Source organism: Pusillimonas sp. ANT_WB101, assembly GCF_008369125.1.
GTDB lineage: Bacteria > Pseudomonadota > Gammaproteobacteria > Burkholderiales > Burkholderiaceae_B > Allopusillimonas.
The window spans coordinates 1,728,124-1,749,007 of record NZ_VOAY01000001.1 but is presented as its reverse complement, the minus strand read 5'-3'; the positions used below and the strand labels follow the sequence as shown (position 1 = coordinate 1,749,007).

The 20,884-nt window shown below is 54.9% G+C and carries 18 protein-coding genes; 13 read left to right on the top strand and 5 right to left on the bottom strand.

The annotated features are described in order from the left end of the window. Position 1: 1 nt before the first annotated feature. The 4 genes from pbpC (at position 2) to FQ179_RS07860 (ending at position 5,384) form a co-directional block, all read left to right on the top strand. Positions 2–2,188, top strand: coding sequence for a penicillin-binding protein 1C (pbpC, locus tag FQ179_RS07875; RefSeq protein WP_149396639.1), 2,187 nt, complete (start codon positions 2–4; stop codon positions 2,186–2,188). A 227-nt stretch (positions 2,189–2,415) separates the two neighbouring features. Next, a complete protein-coding gene (locus FQ179_RS07870; RefSeq protein ID WP_255474879.1) occupies positions 2,416–3,081 on the top strand; it encodes a hypothetical protein in 666 nt (221 codons plus the stop codon). 358 nt (positions 3,082–3,439) lie between these two features. After that, a complete protein-coding gene (locus tag FQ179_RS07865; RefSeq protein WP_149396638.1) occupies positions 3,440–3,832 on the top strand; it encodes a hypothetical protein in 393 nt (130 codons plus the stop codon). A gap of 256 nt (positions 3,833–4,088) precedes the next feature. Then, complete coding sequence (locus FQ179_RS07860; RefSeq protein ID WP_149396637.1) at positions 4,089–5,384, top strand: aspartate carbamoyltransferase; 1,296 nt, start codon at positions 4,089–4,091, stop codon at positions 5,382–5,384. A 60-nt stretch (positions 5,385–5,444) separates the two neighbouring features. Here the strand turns inward: FQ179_RS07860 and FQ179_RS07855 are convergent, their stop codons facing one another. From FQ179_RS07855 to FQ179_RS07840, 4 genes are all read right to left on the bottom strand, one after another. Beyond that, the gene (locus tag FQ179_RS07855) at positions 5,445–6,356 is read right to left on the bottom strand and encodes a recombination-associated protein RdgC (protein WP_149396636.1); all 912 of its coding nucleotides are present in this window, start codon (positions 6,354–6,356) and stop codon (positions 5,445–5,447) included. A gap of 487 nt (positions 6,357–6,843) precedes the next feature. Beyond that, positions 6,844–8,469, bottom strand: a complete 1,626-nt coding sequence (locus tag FQ179_RS07850; protein ID WP_370459856.1) for an MFS transporter — start codon at positions 8,467–8,469, stop codon at positions 6,844–6,846. A 78-nt stretch (positions 8,470–8,547) separates the two neighbouring features. Further along, positions 8,548–10,077, bottom strand: coding sequence for a sensor histidine kinase (locus FQ179_RS07845; protein WP_149396635.1), 1,530 nt, complete (start codon positions 10,075–10,077; stop codon positions 8,548–8,550). A 17-nt stretch (positions 10,078–10,094) separates the two neighbouring features. Further along, the gene (locus FQ179_RS07840; RefSeq protein ID WP_149396634.1) at positions 10,095–10,784 is read right to left on the bottom strand and encodes a response regulator; all 690 of its coding nucleotides are present in this window, start codon (positions 10,782–10,784) and stop codon (positions 10,095–10,097) included. Between the two features lie 212 nt (positions 10,785–10,996). On the opposite strand from FQ179_RS07840, the gene recA reads away from it, so the two are divergent. Together recA and recX are read left to right on the top strand one after the other, a co-directional pair. Further along, complete coding sequence (gene recA, locus FQ179_RS07835) at positions 10,997–12,073, top strand: recombinase RecA (RefSeq protein WP_149396633.1); 1,077 nt, start codon at positions 10,997–10,999, stop codon at positions 12,071–12,073. Positions 12,074–12,097: 24 nt separating this feature from the next. Beyond that, positions 12,098–12,826, top strand: a complete 729-nt coding sequence (gene recX, locus FQ179_RS07830) for a recombination regulator RecX (protein WP_149396632.1) — start codon at positions 12,098–12,100, stop codon at positions 12,824–12,826. A 19-nt stretch (positions 12,827–12,845) separates the two neighbouring features. Here recX and FQ179_RS07825 read toward each other — a convergent pair whose 3' ends face one another. Continuing rightward, on the bottom strand, positions 12,846–13,763 hold the full coding sequence (locus tag FQ179_RS07825) for a LysR family transcriptional regulator (protein WP_149396631.1): 918 nt from the start codon (positions 13,761–13,763) through the stop codon (positions 12,846–12,848). Positions 13,764–13,955: 192 nt separating this feature from the next. On the opposite strand from FQ179_RS07825, the gene metE reads away from it, so the two are divergent. From metE to hemC, 7 genes are all read left to right on the top strand, one after another. Beyond that, positions 13,956–16,250: a 5-methyltetrahydropteroyltriglutamate--homocysteine S-methyltransferase gene (gene metE, locus FQ179_RS07820; RefSeq protein WP_149396630.1), complete on the top strand. Its 2,295-nt coding sequence runs from the start codon at positions 13,956–13,958 to the stop codon at positions 16,248–16,250. A gap of 33 nt (positions 16,251–16,283) precedes the next feature. Beyond that, positions 16,284–16,859, top strand: a complete 576-nt coding sequence (locus tag FQ179_RS07815; RefSeq protein ID WP_149396629.1) for a DUF2889 domain-containing protein — start codon at positions 16,284–16,286, stop codon at positions 16,857–16,859. 76 nt (positions 16,860–16,935) lie between these two features. Then, positions 16,936–18,096, top strand: coding sequence for an ADP-forming succinate--CoA ligase subunit beta (sucC, locus tag FQ179_RS07810; RefSeq protein WP_149396628.1), 1,161 nt, complete (start codon positions 16,936–16,938; stop codon positions 18,094–18,096). A gap of 22 nt (positions 18,097–18,118) precedes the next feature. Continuing rightward, the gene (gene sucD / locus FQ179_RS07805) at positions 18,119–19,000 is read left to right on the top strand and encodes a succinate--CoA ligase subunit alpha (RefSeq protein ID WP_137239928.1); all 882 of its coding nucleotides are present in this window, start codon (positions 18,119–18,121) and stop codon (positions 18,998–19,000) included. 90 nt (positions 19,001–19,090) lie between these two features. Beyond that, positions 19,091–19,810, top strand: coding sequence for a TerC family protein (locus tag FQ179_RS07800; protein ID WP_149396627.1), 720 nt, complete (start codon positions 19,091–19,093; stop codon positions 19,808–19,810). Then, on the top strand, positions 19,797–19,922 hold the full coding sequence (locus tag FQ179_RS22660; RefSeq protein WP_255474878.1) for a hypothetical protein: 126 nt from the start codon (positions 19,797–19,799) through the stop codon (positions 19,920–19,922). The genes FQ179_RS07800 and FQ179_RS22660 overlap by 14 nt, the downstream gene beginning before the upstream one ends. A 7-nt stretch (positions 19,923–19,929) precedes the next feature. Continuing rightward, complete coding sequence (hemC, locus tag FQ179_RS07795) at positions 19,930–20,877, top strand: hydroxymethylbilane synthase (protein ID WP_149396626.1); 948 nt, start codon at positions 19,930–19,932, stop codon at positions 20,875–20,877. Positions 20,878–20,884: the final 7 nt, after the last annotated feature.

Sequence of the window (20,884 nt, the reverse complement as noted above, 5' to 3'; positions counted from 1 at the left end):
CATGAGTAAGGCCGTGGCAAACCTTGCTGTTAGAAGCTGTGTTGCGCTGGCACTGGCCATCGGCTGTGCCGGGCCGTCGCTTGCCGTGCCTTCGTTCAAGCAGGTTAAAAGCGACTATGCTGCCTCTGATGTGCTGGTGCAAGACCGGACAGGGCAACTGCTTGAACGGGTACGGCTTGATTTTTACGCAAGGCGTGGAGACTGGGTTGCCCTGGATGATGTATCCGTCGCCCTGCAGCGTGCTGTGATCATGTCGGAAGACCGACGCTTTTATTCGCATGGCGGCGTTGATTGGCAGGCCATGGCTTCAGCTGCCTGGGACAACCTTATTAACACGCAACGCCGCGGTGCGTCGACACTCACCATGCAGTTATTGGGGTTGATTGACCCTGCATACAGTCGCGGGCCAGGTGGGCGCAGTGTCAGCGACAAGATTGATCAGGCATTTGAGGCGCGTCGGCTGGAAGATGATTGGAGCAAACCCCAGATTCTGGAAGCCTATCTTAATTTGGTTGCATTTCGCGGTGAGCTCGAAGGTGTGGATGCGCTGTCGCACGTGCTTTTCCAGAAGGATTCCAGTGGACTGAATATGCGCGAGGCTGCGCTGGCGGCTGTACTGTTGCGCGGCCCCAATGCCCCTGAGCCTGTTCTGGTGCGGCGCACCTGCGCGCTTCTGGGAGAAATGGGGCAGCCAGCCGAATGCACTGGTTTGCGCGATTTCGTCTATCTGGCTTTGCAGCGTAAGTCCGCGCCGTGGGCAGGTCGTCGCGGGTTGGCGCCGCATTTTGCGCGGCTTGCACTTCAGGGGCTTGATAAGTCTGCTCTCTCGCCCGGACAGGTTGTACGTACGACGCTAGATGCGGATCTTCAGCGTTTCGCGCTGCATTCGGTTGCGCTCAGGCTGCGCGAACTTGATATGGCAAATGTACGTGATGCAGCTGTGGTCGTATTGGACAATAGTAGTGGTGAAGTGCTGGCCTATGTGGGCTCTTCGGGTGGGCTTTCGGGTGCCACATATGTTGACCATGCAAGATCGCGCCGCCAGGCGGGGTCAACCCTCAAGCCATTCTTGTATGCGCAGGCGTTGGAGCAGCTACGGCTTACGGCTGTGTCGTTGCTTGATGACGGGCCGCTCAATCTTTCTACTGGCAGCGGTCTTTATATGCCGCAAAACTATGATGAGCAGTTTTCAGGCTGGGTCAGCGTGCGTACGGCGTTGGCCTCGTCGTTGAATATTCCTGCTGTCAGAGTGTTGACCATGGTTACGCCGGATGCGTTTGCGCGTCTGCTGGTGCGGCTGGGCCTGCCGTTGGAGGAAACTGGTGACTTTTATGGCTACAGCCTGGCCCTGGGCAGTGCTGATATAAGCCTGTTGACGCTTACCAATGCCTATCGTGCACTGGCTAATTTGGGCACAGTATCCAAGTCACGGTTGCTGCCGGTTGCCGAGGGTAGAGCAGACCACGCACAAACCGTGATGGCGTCGGGTGCGGCCTGGATTGTGGGTGATATTCTTTCCGACCGGCAGGCGCGTGCCCGCACGTTTGGGCTCGACAGCCCATTGTCCACCCCCTTCTGGACGGCGGTTAAAACAGGCACCAGCAAAGACATGCGTGATAACTGGTGTATGGGTTGGTCTGATCGCTACACCGTGGGTGTCTGGGTCGGCAACAGCGGTGGTGCCAGTATGCGCGAGGTGTCGGGCGTTTCGGGGGCTGGCCCTATCTGGCACGACATCATGACGTATCTGCACCGTGGGCAGGGCAGCCGTCAGCCAGCCATGCCCGCTTCCGTCAGTACCGGGCAGGTTAGCTTCGAGCAAGGCATCGAGCCGACACGTCAGGACGTGTTTCTGGGCGATACGCAAGTACAGCGGGTTGAGCTGGCACGCAGCCAATTGACGGCCAACCAGGGCACACCACGTATTACGCAACCGGCTGATCAGGCTATTCTTGCGCTAGACCCGGACATTCCATGGAAACATCAGCGCGTTTGGTTGCACGCTGCCAACATTGCGGCGGGCATGGCTAAAAATGTATCGTGGCGTGTGGATGGCCACATCATCGGAAGTGGTGCCCGCATTGCCTGGGCGCCTGAACCAGGTAAGAAACGCATAGAGTTATTGGACGGACAAGGCAGGGTGGTTGATACCGTTATGCTGGAGGTGCGCGATGTACGGATCCGTTGATGGATGGTTTTGCTGGTTATGTGATGCGTCACATAATGCACCAAAATAATGTGCAATCCGTCAGAATACCGCGTCGTCAGACCTGCAGGGTTATGTGGCTTTGTGTTTTTTGTGGTGATCTAAACATTTAAGTCTTTCTACATATTGACAGATATTGACGGCAACGACTTCTGGCAACTGGTACACTTTTCTGATTATTGTTTTACATTTGAGAGTGGGGAGTATCTATGATGACAGCTCGTACCTTGGCCCGTATTCTTGCGCCGATTAGTCTGGCCGCTCTGGCTGCCTGCCAGACGACCGGTCCCACACAGAAGACAGCGCAGGGCCCATCTGCCGAAACAGCTACACCAGCCGAGACCGCTCCCACCCAGCCTCAAGCACAGGCACAACCCCAGGCGCAAGCCCAGGGTGCCGCCGTCGCTGTGTTCCTGGCAGATACCGCCGACCGCACGGGCTGGACGCCCGTTGAGGTTGATGCCGGCAAGCTTTATGTCAACCCACAGCCCGTGCTTACGCGCGATGATCTTTCAGGAGTACAGGCGGGTTCTAGCAAAGATGGTGCAGGTCTGCTGGCTCTCCAGCTAAATGCGTCTGGCAAAGCCAAGATTGCCGATGCCACCACCAAAAACCCCAACCTGCGGCTTGCGCTTGTTGTAGGGCGCACCATGCTTGCTGCTCCGGGCTACACAACGCCCGTCACCTCTGACCAATTAATTTTCGCAGTGGGTAGCGAGCAAAATGCCACAGCGGCTGCACGGGCAATTGCTGGCGTACCGCAAGATGGCACGGGTGATACACAGCAGCAGTCGCAGCAACAGCAGCCTGCTCCATCGGCAGTGCCAGCTCCCGTTCCAGCTCCAACTCAAATGCCGCAAGGCACACCGCGTTAAACCAGTGCTTGGTCATTTCTGCAAAGGTGGGTATTGGCCCATCCTTTCAGGGGTAAAAGGCGAAATTCTGTATTTCCTTTAAAGTTTATTCAACTTTTTGTTTAGATTTTCGCCATTTCTCTTCGGTGCAGACTATTATGCATTGCAGAGTTTTTGGACAGAAGTACGCACGTAGTGCAATAGCGGTCTGCTGACGATATTAATGTCGTAAGCAGACCGTTGTTCAAATAGGCCAGCCCCGCCTGACCGGCCTGGCTGGCCTATGTTCTAACTCTTGTGCCCGATAGCGGCATTGTCCACTGTGCCGCGCTACACTCAAGCGTACCGACAACCTTCACGCGCAAGCGCAAAGCGATCCATGGACAACTCTCCATCCAATCTTGTTAGCGTACAGGCCCTTGGTCACACCCTAACACTGGGCTTCAAGTTTGTCGCTTGGCTAAACGGGCTAGGTTTACTGTTGACCATAATGCTATCCATGGGTGTGACCATGGAGGTGTCTGCCGTCTGGTATCGACTACCGCTGGCCGCTTATCTATCTGGTCTTGCGCTGGCCGGGCTTGGGCTGCTTTGGTCCTGTCCCGCTCAAACCAGCCTGCTTTATCAGTTGTCCCGATCTTATAAAACGCGCGGCCATTGGGTGCCGTTGTTCTGTACGCTCCTGGCATATGCATTAAGTATGATCGTCTTCGTTATGGGCTGTTGGGCCTTGCAGAGTTTATTTGAAGCGGTACAGTCGTCCATGCAATAGCACCATCTTTGCGCGGGTGTCCGCCCGACTGCAATGGTAGGCTTTCGCCAGCGCAGCAAGACCTGACTGCGGCTGGCGTCCCAAGCCTTGGGGTCTACTGCGTGGCGAGTCACGGCACAGTGCATGTTCTATGCTGCGTACATGCGTTACGTGAGTTGCCTGCTGTTGTATTTATAGAGAAACCGAAGAAAACACTCGCAGAATATCGTGGGTGTTTATAAAATATACGCTCTGCGTATATTTTCAGGGTTTTCTCATGACTGTCTCGCAACAGGTATTTCTACGCGACGCGATGCGCCGCCTTAATCTCACTCGTGATGTGTTCGCGGGGCGTATTGGCGTCAAGCGTCGTGCGCTAGACACTTGGTTGCTACCTGAGGGGTCACAAGAATATCGTGCCATGCCCGAGGTCGTTTCACGCTTTGTAACTGAAATCGTCGAAAACGAAAGCCTGCTGCAAAAATATTCGCATAACACTGCGCAGTCGGGGCCCTTGCGCAATCGTATTGCGTTCGAAGGCAAACACCAACTGCTATCAGTGGATCAGTTTAGCCGTGAGTCGGTTGAAGACTTGTTTCGCATCGCTGACCACATGCAGCCCATCGCACGCCGTCAAAAGATCTCGCGTGTACTTGAGGGTGCAGTGCTTGGTAACCTGTTTTTTGAGGCCAGTACACGCACCCGGGTCAGTTTTGGCGCAGCATTTTGCCGTTTGGGTGGTTCAGTGTGCGATACCACCGGGTTTACGTTTTCATCCATGGCCAAAGGCGAGTCTATTTACGACACCAGCCGTGTAATGAGCGGCTATGTTGATGCCATGGTAATACGGCACCCAGAGAAAGGCTCTGTGGCCGAATTTGCACGGGCGACCAATATCCCCGTGGTCAACGGGGGCGACGGCCCTGGTGAACATCCCAGTCAGGCATTGCTTGATCTGTACACTATACTTACCGAATTCTCGCGGTTGGGCAAACTGTTGGACGGCGCACATATTGCGTTGGCAGGCGATCTTAAATACGGTCGCACAGTGCATTCGCTCATTAAACTATTGGCGCTTTATCGCGGCCTTAAATTTACCCTGATCTCACCAAAAGGGCTCGAAATGCCCGACTACATTGTCGAAGAGACAAGTACGCGGGGGCATGTCATCGAACAAACCCATTCGCTTGAAACAGGCCTGGTTGGCGCTGATGTCATCTATGCGACGAGGGTGCAGAAAGAACGATTTGCTGCCGAAGAGCTTGAAGGGTACACACCTGACTTCCAAATTAACAAAGCCATCGTCGACAAATGTTGCGGGCCTGATGTCATTGTTATGCACCCATTGCCGCGTGACAGCCGCGAAGGGGCCAATGACCTTAGCGTCGATCTAAACCATGATCCCAGGTTGGCCATATTCCGCCAAACTGATAATGGTATCCCGGTGCGCATGGCCATTTTTGCAGTGCTGCTGGGCGTTGAAGGGCTGGTGCAGCATTCTCTGCGTGACGTTACCTGGAGCCCCCCATCGCACATAGGGCCCGATGACAGTGTATTTCACGGTATGTACTAACAGTACACAACAAGCGGGCGCAGAGAAAACACTGCGCCCGCTTGTGTAAAGCGGTAAAGCTCAGGCCGCGACGTCTTGCTTGCGCTCGCCGCCCAGCGCCTCGATAAGTGCGTCAATAAGACGGGCAAGCTCACCCGACATCAACGTAAAGTCAGAGTCAAATTGCTCGGCTTCGTTATGCGATGACGCGTCTTGCCCTTCTTTGATCACATCTAAAGGCGCTACGCGCTTGACGTCCAGGGCTTCTGTCAGCACAAACGACACACGGTCGGCCCAGGTCATGGCCAGGCGGGTGCACTGCTTGCCTGTCTGCACGTGCTTGCGGACATCATCAATTTCAATGCTTTGGCGCACATAGCGTACAGTGGCGCCGCTGTCGCTGGTAGAGCGCAGTTCGGTGTCTTGATCGATGCTAAAGCCAGCAGGCGCTTCATCGCTGATCAACCAGTCGGTCATGGCGGCCGCCGGGGAGGCCTCAACGTAGAGTGGTGACACAGGAAAGCTGTCTAGGCATTTGGCCAGCAAGCCCAGCACTTCGTCGCATTTTGCAGAGGCCGCCGCATCAATGATCAGCCAGTGGTTGCGAGTATCCAGCCACACATGGGTGTCGCGATAAATACTGAACGCTTTGGGCAAAAGCGCGTCAGTGACTTGCTCTTTGATTTCTTTCATCTGCTTGCGACCAGGCTTGAAACCTTGCTGTTCTTCGATTTCTTGTGCCTTGGCCTTGGCAAACTGATTGATCACGGTGGTGGGCAGCAATTTTTTTTCAGCCCTAAGCGTAATCAGGTACTGACCGTCAAGCGCGTACACCAGGCCGCTATCCTCGCGGGGAGGTATCCACCCCAGGCTTTGCATGTCGCTGCTACCGCCCGGCTTGAATGCCTGCTGGGCGAGTGCTGATTCGAGGGTGTCTGGGGTGCATTTCCAGGAGGAGGCCAGACGGTAAATTTTGAGATTTTTAAACCACATAATGTCGTATGTCTTTGATGAATGGCCCGAGCGTGCCAGCCTGTCAGGCAGGCGCGCCCTTGGGCAGAAAACCGGACCGTTGATTGTAAGCCCTATTTGCGATTGGCTTTGCCGGGCTTGTGTAGAGTTGTCACGATTTGAAAGCTGTCGGCCTGCACGGTGGCAGTGAACCCGTGTCGGTGCTTGTACTAGCCATGGGTGTGAATATCTTTGAAAGCGCAGCGCATAGACTCAACTGCAGTGATAGTAGCCTGGCGCGTAGTTGGCGGCTATGAGGCCAAAAAAAATGGCCCGGGATGCCTTTGGCATTGGGCCATTCGAAGAAGCACCTGTACTGCGCTAAAAAAGCTTGCGGGGGGCACAGTACAGGCGATAAAAGAGTTGTCGCGCAACCAGGCCGGGGGATCAGACGCCTGTGTTGCATGCAGCCCCTTCTATAGAGTTGATTTTAGGCGTATAGGCTGACGTAGGCCTGAATCAGGCAGCGTCAGGCATTGATGTCATTGTCCTTGGTTTCTTTGACAAAGAGAGTACCCACTACAAGCGTAATAGACGCAACAATAATGGGGTACCACAGACCGTCATAGCTATTGCCAGTGGCCGCTACGATGGCAAATGCAGCGGGTGGCAAAAACCCGCCAAACCAGCCGTTGCCAATGTGATAAGGCAGGCTCATCGAGGTATAGCGAATACGCGTCGGAAACATCTCCACCAGCATGGCGGCTATCGGGCCATACACCATGGTGACCAGTATCACCAGAAAGGTCAGCAGCCCGATGACAGCCACGTAGTTAATCTGCAACGGGTCGGCGGCTGCAGGATAGCCGTGCTGGCGTATGGCGTCGGTAAGCGCGTGCCGCAGCTGGGTTGACTTCGACGCATAGTCGGCCTTACTCATTTCCTGGCCTTCGAACGACTCGTATTCGTCGTTGCCAATGCGTACTCTTGCAACAGTGCCCGGCGGAGCGGCCTCGTTGGTGTAATTGACGGCACGGCTGGCCATAAACGATTTGAGAATATCGCACGAGCTATTGAAGGATGAAGTACCCATTAGATTGAACTGAAACGAACACGTGGCAGGGTCAGCGGTTACCACGACTGGAGCGGTGGCCTGAGCGCGTTCGAGCGCCGGGTTGGCAAAGTGGGTAATTGCCTTGAAAACAGGAAAATAGCTTAAAGCGGCAATAAGGCATCCGGCCATAATGATGGGTTTGCGGCCAATGCGGTCTGAAAGTGCGCCAAACACCACGAAAAATGGGGTGCCCAGAAGCAGGCCCAGGGCGATCATTACGCTCGCCGTATTGGGCTCCACAGCCAGTGTTTTCGTCAGGAAAAACAAGGCGTAAAACTGGCCCGTATACCAGATCACGGCCTGGCCAGCCGTCAAGCCCACCAATGCAAGCAAAACGATTTTAAGATTACCCCACTGTCCGAAGGATTCCTTGATCGGCGCGTTTGACCCTCTTCCATCCGCCTTCATTTTTCGAAAAGCAGGTGATTCATTCAGCCGCATGCGTATCCACACCGAAATAATCAGCAGTACCGAAGAAATCAGAAACGGAATGCGCCAACCCCAGTCTAGAAAAGCCTCTTCACTGAGCGAGCGTCGTATGCCCAGCGTGATAATTAAAGACAAGAAGAGCCCCATGGTGGCGGTGGTCTGTATCCAGCTGGTGTAAAAGCCACGGCGATTTTGAGGCGCATGCTCTGCCACATAGGTAGCGGCGCCACCGTATTCGCCGCCCAGTGCCAGGCCCTGGAGCAGGCGCAGGCCGATCATGATCGCTGGTGCAGCCATGCCGATGGAAGCATACGAAGGCAACACGCCCACCAGAAACGTGGACATACCCATAATCAGGATGGTGATTAAAAACGTATATTTGCGGCCAACCATATCGCCCAGTCGTCCAAAGACCAGGGCGCCGAAGGGACGCACGGCAAAACCCGCGGCAAATGCCAGCAGCGCAAAAATAAAGCCTGCAGTTGGGTTGACCCCCGAAAAAAAATGCAAGGCAATAATGGAGGCCATGGAGCCGTAGAGGTAAAAGTCATACCACTCAAACACGGTTCCCAGTGAGGAGGCGAAAATGACCTTGCGCTCTTCGGCAGACATGGGGCGACCGGTTGCTGCGGGGGCCCCCGTGAGCGTGCTGCCATCTGGCGTGGCCATGCTCCTTTCCATTACGTCTCCTCACATATGATGTTTTTTAAGCCACAGGGTCTGGCTTGGCAAGTTCTTGATGCGGCTAAAGCTCACTCTTATTCTGGTGCCTCTCGCGTGGGTCTCATAGTCGCCCGAGGTAGGCATAAACTCGACTGTTGCTTCGTGGTATTCGGCAATTTCTTTCACGATGGGTAGCCCCAGGCCACTTCCATCGACGTTGGTGCCCAAAACCCGATAGAAACGATCAAAAACGCGCTCACGCTCCTCTACCGGGATGCCTGGGCCAGTGTCCTCCACCTCAAGATAGGCCGACAGCGCGTCGCCGCCCGTTCGTATGGTGACCTTGCCGCCACTGGTGCTGTAGATAATGGCGTTCTCAATGAGGTTGTTCAGCATTTCAGCGAGCATCAATGGGTCGCCATGAATATGGACGGGAAAAGGTGCACACTCAAAGCCCAGGTCGATGTGTTTATTAATGGCTGTATCCACCCATTGCGCAGACTGCTGTTCTGCAAGCGGGTTGAGATCAATTTGCTCAAGCCCGAGCCCGCTGAGGTTGTCGGGGTTCTCGGCGCGGGCCAGTGCAAGCATCTGGTTGACCAGCCGCGTGGCACGATCTGAACCACGTATAAGCTGCTGGAGGCTGGCATCCATTTTTTCAGGACTGCGTTCACGCAGGGCGAGTTCGGCCTGCGTGCGCATACCGGCCAGAGGTGTTTTTAACTGATGGGCCGCATTGGATACAAATCGTCGCTGGGTTTCATGTGCTGCCGTCAAGCGCTGAAGCAGGCTGTTCATGGCGGCGATAAGGGGTACGATTTCAGCGGGAGCAAGCTCGGCCGTGATCGGTGAAGTGTCGTTTGCCCGACGAGCTCGTATGCGTTCCTGCAAGATAGTAAGAGGCTCCAGCCCTTGGGTCAGCCCCAGCCCCGCCAGCAATGCCGCCAGGGGCAGCACAATAAGCTGCGGGGTCAGCATGCCGGTGAGAATCTCTTGCTGCAGACGTGCGCGCATTTGGTTGGATTGCGCAACAACAGTTAAATACGGTAGACCGGTCGAATCAACACCACCCCACACGTAGGCCACGCGAACGCTGTGGCCGTCCATGCTTTCGTTGTTCACGCGCACTTTATCCATGTCATATGACCAGTTAGCGGGCAGTGGAATGGCGTGGTTGCCATCCAACGAGTTGCCGTTAGCATCGCGCACGTCCCAGTAAATCAGGTGCTCCGGGTCGCCGTGAAGCAGATTGATTACGAAGGGCGAAAGCTGCGCGCCTTTAAGAATGTTCTGTTGTTCAATCTCGTGTCGCACCATACGCAGATGGTCAGTCAGTGCACGGTCATAAGGTGCATTGGCAATATTCTGTGCAATGAAATACGTGATGACCAGACCTATGGTCCAGAGCAAAAACAGCGGGCCGAACATCCAAAGAATAATTTTGTTCAGCAGAGAGCGATTGCTTTTGGTTTTTTTGCGTCGAAATGGTCGATGCCAGGAGAAGCCTGTGTCGGCCTGTTCGCGGGCCTGGTCGAGGATGTCGGGGTCGATCAGCATGCAGTGCCGGTACGCCTTCAGGCGGTAACCGATTCATCCCGATTTTGGGTTTCCAGACAATAGCCCAGGCCGCGCACTGTCACGATACGAGCCCCACTGGGTTCGATTTTTTTGCGCAGTCTATGTATGTAGACTTCGATCGCGTTAGGGGTAACTTCGTCGCCCCATTCGCACAATAGATCGACAAACTGGTTCTTGCTAATCATGCGTCCGGTGCGTGAAAGAAAGACCTCCAGCAAGCTGGTTTCGCGCGCAGAAAGCTCAAGTGGCTGGCCGGCAATAGTGGCTGTCCGTCCATTAAGGTCAAAGCTGAGCTTTTTGTGCGTGAGTAACGTGCTGCTTGTTCCGGCGCTGCGCCGGGTCAGTGCGCGAGCACGAGCCTCAAGCTCAGACAACGCGAATGGCTTGGCCATATAATCGTCGGCACCAAGATCCAGCCCTTTGACCCGTTGCTCAACCGTGTCGGCGGCCGTTAGAATGAGTACCGGTAAGGGTGTGTTGCGCTGACGCAGCTGGCGCAGCACCGTAAGGCCGTGCATGCGTGGCAGGTCGAGGTCGAGAATAAGCAGGTCGAAAGCCTGCAGCTGCAGTGCACAATCTGCGCTGTGGCCATCGTTTACGACGTCGACGGTGTAGCCATCGTAGCGCAATGAACGGGAGAGTCCGTCAGCAAGAATACTGTCGTCTTCTGCAATAAGTATGCGCATGTCGGTAGGGGTTATACCCTCAAAATGGGGTTATCCCATTCTGGCATGTATTGCCCGGTAAGACCACTCAGGGATAACGAGATGCCTGTTTTGTATATCTGGTTATTTGTACAGTATAATTTGATGCAATAATCCCATTACCCATCAATCCATGGCGCCAGGTTATCTGGCGCCATCTTTTGAATCACTCGCATTTTCAGCCAAGGACCTCCATGGACGACAAACAAAGCAAAACCGCTGGTGAACGCAGCAAGGCGCTGGCTGCCGCACTTTCCCAAATTGAAAAGCAGTTTGGTAAGGGCTCGGTCATGCGTTATGGCGACAATTCGGTCTCGCATGACATTCAAATCTGCTCGACCGGGTCGCTGGGGCTTGATATTGCGCTCGGCGTCGGGGGTTTGCCACGCGGTCGTGTCACCGAAATCTACGGCCCAGAGTCTTCGGGCAAAACCACACTCACACTGCAAGTTATTGCCGAAATGCAAAAAATCGGTGGTACGTGCGCCTTTATTGATGCCGAGCATGCGCTTGACGTTCAATACGCCGCCAAGCTGGGCGTAAACCTTGACGATCTTCTTATTTCGCAGCCCGACACTGGCGAGCAGGCGCTTGAGATCACTGATGCGCTGGTTCGCTCAGGCTCGGTTGACCTTATTGTCATCGACTCTGTAGCCGCTCTGGTGCCCAAGGCCGAAATCGAAGGCGACATGGGCGACTCGCTGCCCGGCCTGCAGGCTCGCCTCATGAGCCAGGCGCTGCGTAAGCTTACTGCCAACATCAAGCGGGCCAATTGCATGGTTATCTTCATTAACCAAATCCGCATGAAAATCGGCGTCATGTTCGGCAGCCCCGAAACCACAACCGGCGGTAATGCACTCAAGTTTTATTCAACAGTGCGTCTCGACATTCGACGTATCGGCGCCATCAAAAAGGGCGACGAAGTCGTTGGCAACGAAACCCGCGTCAAAGTTGTTAAAAACAAAGTAGCGCCGCCGTTCAAGCAAGCCGAGTTCGACATCATGTATGGGGCTGGCATCTCCCGCGAAGGCGAAATCATTGATCTCGGTGTTCAGGCCGGCATTGTCGACAAGGCAGGGTCATGGTTTAGCTACTCGGGTACGCGCATAGGGCAAGGCAAAGACAATGTCCGCGAGTACCTGAAAGAGCATCCCGACATGGCATTCGAGATCGAAAACAAGGTGCGCGAAAGTCTGGGCGTTGTGGCTCAGGTAGCGGCCACCGCGCGCAAGCCCGTGCCTGTCGAATCAGAGGCACAGTCCGAAGACTAAAAAGGGCAGTTTGCCCGGTAGCCTATGTCCCGCCACGACGATGACTTCGAAACGCTCGCCAACAAACCCGCCCGACAGGGCGGCTTAAAGGGCGAGCGGGCCCGGGCTGCGTCAGGTTCGGCGCAGGCCGATGTCGCCGGCCCCAGGGCCGGCGCTGTCGTTGATAATTCAGCACATGGCGCGGCTGGTCAGGTTTCACGCTCAACCAGTCGTTACGATACCGAGCATGATCTGCCTGATGATGAAGCTTCGGTTTATACACGCACGTCCTCTCAGCGCAGTAGCCGCCAAGCGTCACGCTCAAGCAGAGCGGGCCCCAGCTTAAAGGCCAGGGCCATCGGCTACTTGTCACGCCGTGAGCATTCACGCACAGAACTTCAGCGCAAGTTATTGCCTTACGCTGAAGAACGTGAGTCGCTTGAGGCTTTGCTCGATGATCTTGAGCGCGAAAACTGGCTTTCCGATCAACGCTTTGCACAAAGTCTGGTAAATCGTCGTGCCGAGCGGCAAGGTACACAGCGTATAGTGCAAGAGCTGCGCCAGCATGGCCTGCCTGATGATGCGATCAGCCGTATCGGCGAGCAACTGCGCCAAACCGAGCTAGAGCGCGCTCAGGCCGTATGGCAAAAAAAATTCGATCAGCTGCCTGCCGATTCCAAAGAGTACGCACGGCAGTTTCGTTTTCTCGGCTCGCGCGGGTTCGATCCCGAGACCATACGCCGTATTCTGGGTGACATACCGTACGGCCAGTAGCAGTCTCTTGTGCAGCGTATTATTTCGCGCTTTTAATGCCCGACAAGGTCTTAAAACACGTATCACGTGCCTGCGTCAAAAAGGCACGCACGTAGTCTGCCTCCATGTCTTCGGTGCGTATTGCCGCATAAAGCGTACGCCATACCCCATGTTCACCCAAATGGCAGATGCGCAGCCAGCCCTGGTTTAAGTATTCAGTCAATGCCCAATTTGGCAGGGCGGCCACACCACGCTGGCTGGCAATTAGCTGCGCAATCACAGGCGTTAGTTCAGCCTTGCGTATTGCGGCCGGCTCGACGTCTGCAGGTTCCAGAAATGCCGTAAAGACATCAAGTCGTTCGCGTTCGACTGGGTAGGTAATTAATACCTGATCAGCCAGTTGCTGGGGCTCAATATATTTGTATTGCGACAGCGGGTTGGCCGCTGCTACGGCAAGCACCAGTTCATATTTGAACAGTGGCACATATTCAACTGCAGGATTAATTTGCGGGTCTGAAGTAATGACCACGTCAAGGTCGCCCCTAACCAAGGCAGGCAAGGGCGCAAAGGAAAACGCCGCCGATAGATCCAGTTCGACGTCGGGCCAGCCCAGCCGGAAGGCGTCGAGTGCCGGCATAAGCCACTGAAAGCAAGAGTGGCACTCTATGGCCAGGTGCAACCGGCCTGTGCGCCCAGCAGCAAGACGTTGCAGTTCACGCTCAGTGGCCTTGATACGCGGCAGTACTTCGTCTGCCAGCGCCAGTACACGCAGACCCGCCGTAGTCAGGCGGGCGGGGCGCGTACGTCGGTTTAACAACGGAGTTTTAAGCCTTACTTCCAGGTCACGCAGTTGGTGAGACAGTGCCGACTGAGTGACATGCAGTCTTTCGGCCGCCTCTTGCAGGCTGCCTGCGTCGCGTATGGCACTTAGTGTTTCGAGATGGCGGACTTCAAGCATGGAAGACGCCACTTAATGCGCAAAAGACACCCACTGCAATTGGCAGAGTGAGCCGGCTATGTTTTCTTGGGCCTGATCGAGCATTAATATGAGTAGAATTCATTTTATACATGGTGTATTTGATTTTGATTCAACAAATTATACGGGCACAATGGATTCCTGAACAATTTATTCAATCAATGGTGGTTTAACGTGACGTTTACTCATAATTTAGGTTTTCCGCGCATAGGCGTCCAACGCGAGCTCAAACGCGCGCAAGAGGCTTACTGGGCTGGCGACATCAATCAGCAAGAACTCGAAACCGTAGGGCGTGAGTTGCGCGCGCGGCACTGGGAGACTCAGGCCCGCAGCGGTTTGTCACTTGTTCCTGTGGGTGATTTTGCCTGGTATGACCATGTGCTTGAATGGACCACGCTGTTGGGTGCCGTGCCCGCCCGCTTTGGTCAGCCCTCTGATCAGCCCGTCGCGCTTGATACGCTTTTTCGCATGGCGCGTGGCCGCGCACCATCGGGTACACCAGCGGCCGCGTGCGAAATGACCAAATGGTTTGACACCAACTATCACTATATCGTGCCAGAGCTAGTACCCCAGCAAACCTATCGCATCGCCCGCGAGGCCTTGTTTGATCAGGTTCGTGAAGCGATCGAGTTGGGCCACCCCGTCAAGCCTGTTATTCCAGGCCCCTTGACCTGGCTTTGGCTGGGCAAAGGTGATGCATTCGCGCAGGGTGCTGGCGACCCGGCCAAGCTGGCATTGCTCGACAACCTCTTGCCTGTCTATGCCGAGGTGCTCGAACGCTTGCACACGCTGGGGGTTGAGTGGGTACAGATCGACGAGCCAATTCTTGTTCAAGACTTGCCCGATGCCTGGAAGCAGGCATTTGGCCGTGTGTACCAAACCTTGTCAGCAAACGGTGTGTCGATCTTGCTGGCCACCTATTTTGAAAGCCTGCAAGATAACGTAAGTGTGCTCAAAGGCTTGCCCGTGCAAGGCGTGCACGTCGATCTCGTACGTGCTCCCGAGCAACTCGAAAGCGTGCTTCAGGTGCTTGATGCGCAGCAAGTGCTCTCGGTGGGCGTAATTGATGGCCGAAATATCTGGCGCTCAGACCTCGACGCACTTACAGAAAAACTGGGTAGCCTGGTCAGTCAGCGTGGTGACAAACTGTGGCTGGCGCCTTCTTGCTCACTGCTGCACGTACCTGTTGATCTTGATGCCGAGCAGGCTCTGGACGCCGAACTCAAAAGCTGGCTTTCGTTTGCCACCCAGAAGCTTGATGAACTTCGTCTGCTTGCTGCATCCGTTTCGGGTACCGACGACCCCGCTATTGCCAAAGCGCTGCAGCAGCAGCGTGACGCTCTGCAGGCACGTCGCTCGTCCAAACGCATTCATAACGTCGTGGTGCAGCAACGCCTCGCCCAGTCAGATGCAGTTTCGCGCACTCGTGCGCCGTTTTCATCCCGCATCGTTCTTCAGAAAGAGCGGCTTGGGTTGCCCGCATTTCCGACCACAACCATAGGCTCTTTTCCACAGACCATAGAGATTCGCAAACAGCGCCGCGACTGGAAGCAGGGCGTGTTGGGTGATGCCGCCTACGAAAAGGCCATGCGTGAAGAGATTGAGCGCGTTGTCCGTTTTCAGGAAGAAATCGGTCTCGACATGCTGGTACACGGCGAGCCAGAACGCAACGATATGGTCGAATACTTCGGCGAACTGTTGGGTGGTTTCGCATTTACCCAAAATGGGTGGGTGCAGAGCTACGGTTCGCGTTGTGTAAAGCCTCCCGTCATTTTTGGTGATGTAGCGCGCCCTGCTGCCATGACGGTAGCCTGGTCGGCCTATGCGCAGTCGCTTACCAAAAAGCCGGTCAAAGGCATGCTGACAGGGCCAGTAACCATATTGCAGTGGTCTTTCGTGCGCGATGATCAGCCACGTGAAACCACGTGCCGCCAGCTTGCACTCGCGTTGCGAGACGAAGTCAATGACCTTGAGGCGGCGGGCATTGCCGCCATTCAGATCGACGAGCCGGCTTTCCGCGAAGGTTTGCCCTTGCGCCGTGCTGACTGGCAAACGTATCTCGACTGGGCGGTAGACTGCTTCAAGCTTTCAACCAGCGGGGTGCGTGACGACACGCAGATACACACGCACATGTGTTACTCCGAATTTAATGACATCATCGAGTCGATAGCGGCTATGGATGCTGATGTCATTACCATTGAGACGTCACGCTCCAACATGGAGTTGCTGCAGGCGTTTGAAGACTTTCATTATCCAAATGATATTGGGCCTGGTGTTTATGATATTCATTCGCCCAACATCCCGGCCCTTGACTGGATGGTTGATCTGATGAAAAAGGCGGCTACAAAACTGCCTGCTGAACAGTTGTGGGTTAATCCCGATTGCGGCCTGAAAACGCGTGGTTGGGCCGAGACACGTGCCGCGTTGACAGCCATGGTGAAAGCAGCCGAAACACTGCGCTATACTTAAAGGGTTTTTCGTCCTATACGTAACTACCCCTAAATGCCATTGCCTCCTCCCGATACTGCGCGCGAGCCGCTACATACACGCTCTATTCGTGTGAACTCGTTCGCACGGGACGACGGCCTTTGGGATATCGAAGCCGAACTCATTGATTTCAAGGCTTACGATTATTCCAAACACTCCGGCGCGATTCAACGCGCCGGAGTGCCTTTTCACCACATGCATTTGCGCATCACTATTGACGAGCAATTTACTATCGTCAAGGCCGTGGCCGCTTACGACGCTGCCCCCTACAATCAGAACTGCACGGCGATTACGCCCGATTATGGGCAGCTTGCCGGCATGAATCTTTTGCGCAATTTCAGAAACGCTGTTAAAGAACGTTTTGGGCGTGTGGCGGGCTGTACGCACTTAACCGAGTTATCTTTTGTATTGCCAACGGTGGCTGTTCAAACTATGGCAAACCAGCGGCATCAGAAGCGCAAAGAGGTCGGTGACACCAGGCGTCCGTTTCAGCTTGAGGGGTGTCATGCGCTCAGACTCGACGGTGAAGTTGCGCGCGAGTACTACCCCCAGTGGTATGTCACGCCCAAGGTTAAGGCGAAATGCGTGTAGGGGCACATCCATCGGCGGGCCAGCGGGTTATGGGTTCTGGCACGTTTTTCTTTCTCTATGTTCAGACAGGTAACAAATGAAAATTCACGAGTATCAAGGCAAGGAACTGCTGAAGAAGTATGGCGTTACCGTGCCGCGCGGGTTTCCTGCATTTTCCGTTGACGAAGCCGTCGCTGCCGCTGAGAAGCTGGGCGGGCCGGTTTGGGTCGTTAAGGCGCAAATTCATGCAGGTGGCCGGGGCATGGGTGGTGGCGTCAAGCTTGCCAGATCCATTGACGAGGTACGTCAACTCGCCTCTGAAATTCTGGGCATGCAGTTAATTACCCATCAGACTGGGCCAGAAGGCCAGAAAGTCAACCGCCTGCTCGTCGAAGAAGGCGCTGACATCAAGAAAGAATACTACGTTGGCATCGTAACTGACCGTGCTTCACAGCGCGTTTGCGTTATGGCCTCCAACGAAGGCGGTATGGAAATCGAACAGGTAGCCGAAGCCACACCCGAAAAAATCCTTAAGGTTTTTGTCGACCCCAAAACCGGCCTCACTGATAAGGAAGCCGCCGAACTTGCACGTGGCATTGGTATTCCGGAAGCCTCCGTGACCAAAGCGGCTGTCGAGTTCCAGAAACTGTACCAGGTGTATTGGGATACCGACGCTTCGCTGGCAGAAATCAACCCGTTGATACTCACAGGCTCGGGCGACATTATCGCTCTTGATGCTAAATTTAATTTTGACACCAACGCGTTGTACCGCCAAGAAGAAATCGTTGGGTACCGCGATCTGGCCGAAGAAGACCCCGCCGAGATCGAAGCCAGCAAATATGACCTGGCGTACATCCAGCTTGACGGTAACATCGGTTGCCTGGTCAACGGTGCCGGTCTGGCCATGGCCACAATGGACACCATAAAATTGTTCGGTGGCGAGCCTGCCAACTTCCTCGACGTGGGCGGTGGCGCGACAGCTGAAAAGGTTACCGAAGCCTTTAAGATCATGCTGGGCAACGAAGGCGTCAAGGCCATACTGGTCAATATTTTTGGCGGCATCATGCGCTGCGACGTCATTGCTGAAGGTGTTATTGCGGCATGCAAGGCGGTCAACCTGAACGTGCCGCTGGTCGTACGCATGAAGGGCACCAATGAAGCGCTGGGCAAGAAATTGCTAGCCGAATCAGGTCTGCCTATCATCAGCGCCGACACCATGGCCGAAGCCGCGACCAAAGTCGTTGCCGCAGCGAAATAAGAATACAGCCGAGGATTTCTACATGTCGATTCTGATCAACAAAGACACAAAAGTCATTACCCAGGGCATTACCGGCAAGACCGGGCAGTTCCACACCCATATGTGCCGCGAGTACGCCAACGGTGCAAACGCATTTGTTGCAGGCGTGCACCCCAAGAAAGCGGGGCAAAACTTCGAGGGCGTGCCGATTTTCGCAACCGTCAAAGAGGCCAAAGAGGCAACTGGCGCAACCGTATCGGTTATCTATGTTCCACCAGCAGGCGCTGCGGCAGCCATTTGGGAAGCCGTTGAGGCCGACCTGGATCTGGTTATCTGCATTACCGAAGGCATTCCTGTTCGCGACATGCTCGAAGTGCGCAACCGCATGCGTGACCAGAACAAGAAAACGCTGCTGCTCGGGCCTAACTGCCCCGGCCTGATCACACCAGACGAAATCAAGATCGGCATTATGCCGGGCCATATTTCCAAGAAAGGTCGCATCGGTGTAGTAAGCCGCTCAGGTACGCTTACCTACGAAGCCGTAGCGCAGCTCACCGAGCTGGGCCTGGGCCAATCCACGGCTGTCGGTATTGGTGGCGACCCCATCAACGGCCTCAAGCACATCGACATCCTCAAGATGTTTAACGATGATCCTGAAACTGACGCAGTCGTCATGATCGGTGAAATCGGTGGTCCTGATGAGGTTGAAGCTGCACGTTGGGCCAAAGACAACATGAAAAAACCTGTTGTGGGCTTTATTGCGGGCGTCACGGCGCCGGCAGGCAAGCGTATGGGCCATGCAGGCGCTCTGATCTCGGGCGGCGACGATACTGCTGATGCCAAGCTCAAAATCATGGAAGAGTGCGGTATTCGTACCACGCGTGACCCATCCGAAATGGGGAAACTGCTAAAGTCAGTACTCTGATCACGGCATTCAGGTAACAAGAAAGGCCCGCAGGGGCCTTTCTCTTCGCTTATATGCGCCGTTAAGACGCAAACCTTCACAGGTAAGCCCATGCTCGAAACCTTGCAAACGCTTCATTGGGGCGCTGTATTCCAGATCATTCTTATTGATGTGCTTCTGGGCGGCGACAATGCTGTTGTTATTGCACTGGCCTGTCGCGGGCTCGAGCACAGTAAGCGGATGCAGGGCATATTGTGGGGGACAGCAGGGGCTATCATACTGCGAGTGCTGCTGATTGCATTTGCGCTAACCCTGCTTGCCATCCCATTTCTCAAGATAGTTGGCGGCGCGCTGTTGTTGTGGATAGGCATCAAGTTGCTGGTGCCCCAAGAAGACGAGCATGGCAACATCAAGGGCGGAACCACTGTTTGGGCTGCGATCAAGACCATTATTATCGCTGACTTCATCATGAGCCTGGACAATGTTGTTGCCATTGCTGGCGCTGCACAAAGCACGCAACTCGATCACCAGATGTACTACGTCATCTTCGGGCTTATCGTCAGCGTGCCTATCATTGTCTGGGGCAGCACATTGGTTCTCAAGCTGATCGACCGATTTCCCCTGGTCGTCACGTTCGGTGCTGGCTTGCTGGGTTGGATAGCAGGGGGTATGCTGGTCTCAGATATTTTCATCATCCAGCAATTCGGTGAGATCACTGTACCTGCCCTGTATGCGGCACATGTCGTCGGTGCAGTGCTCGTCATTGCCATAGGAAAATGGGTAGGGCTGCGTAAAGCGCCCACCAAGGAAAATGCAAATGGGTCTGTTTAAATCATCCAGCCGAAAGAAACCTTACGAATCGGGTCTTTCGCTGCTGCAAGGGCTGGGCATTCTGGCCATTATCGGTATTGTTCTTGTAGTCCTTATTAACTATTTCAGCTAGCGGGTTTATGTCAGAAACACCTAAAAAGCTGGTCATCGCAACACGTGCGAGCCGGCTCGCACTGTGGCAGGCCGAGCATGTACGTGATCGCCTGCGTCAGCTTTATCCCCTTTGTGAGGTCAGCCTGCTGACCATGACCACCCGGGGTGACCAGATTCTTGATCGAAGTCTCTCAAAAATTGGCGGCAAGGGGCTGTTTATCAAAGAGCTCGAAACTGCGCTGCTTGATGGCCGTGCCGATATCGCCGTGCACTCACTTAAAGATGTGCCGGTAGACATGCACAGCCCCTTTCTGCTGTCTGTCATACTTGAACGCGACGATCCACGTGACGCCTTTGTTTCAAACCAGTTTGCAGGTCTTGATGCACTGCCACCAGGCGCTGTGGTTGGTACCTCAAGCCTGAGGCGAGAGTCTCAATTGCGCAAGCGCTACCCGCATCTCGTTGTGCGGCCATTGCGGGGCAATCTTGACACGCGCTTATCCAAGCTTGATAACGGTGACTACGCCGCCATTATTCTTGCCGCTGCTGGCCTTCGCCGACTCGGGCTGGGCGCACGCATAAAAAGCTGTCTGTCGATAGAGCAAAGCCTGCCTGCGGCAGGCCAGGGCGCTCTTGGCATTGAAGTGCTCGAATCGCACACTGATCTGCAGCGCTGGCTGGCCCCACTGGGTGATCACACCACGACTGCCTGCTCGTTGGCTGAAAGAGCGGTATCGCGAACGCTGGGCGGTTCTTGTCAGGTTCCGCTGGCCGCATACGCGCAGCTCGACGGTGACATGCTTCATGTGCGGGCGCTTGTGGCAGAGCCTGACGGCTCGTGCGTACTTTTTTCTGAAACCAGAGGCCCGACCGATCAGGCGGAAAAATTAGGGTGCGAAGCGGCTCAAACCTTGCTGGAGCAGGGGGCTGACAAAATATTGGCCAAGCTGCAATTACCAGCTTCCCTGGCCTGAAGCCAGT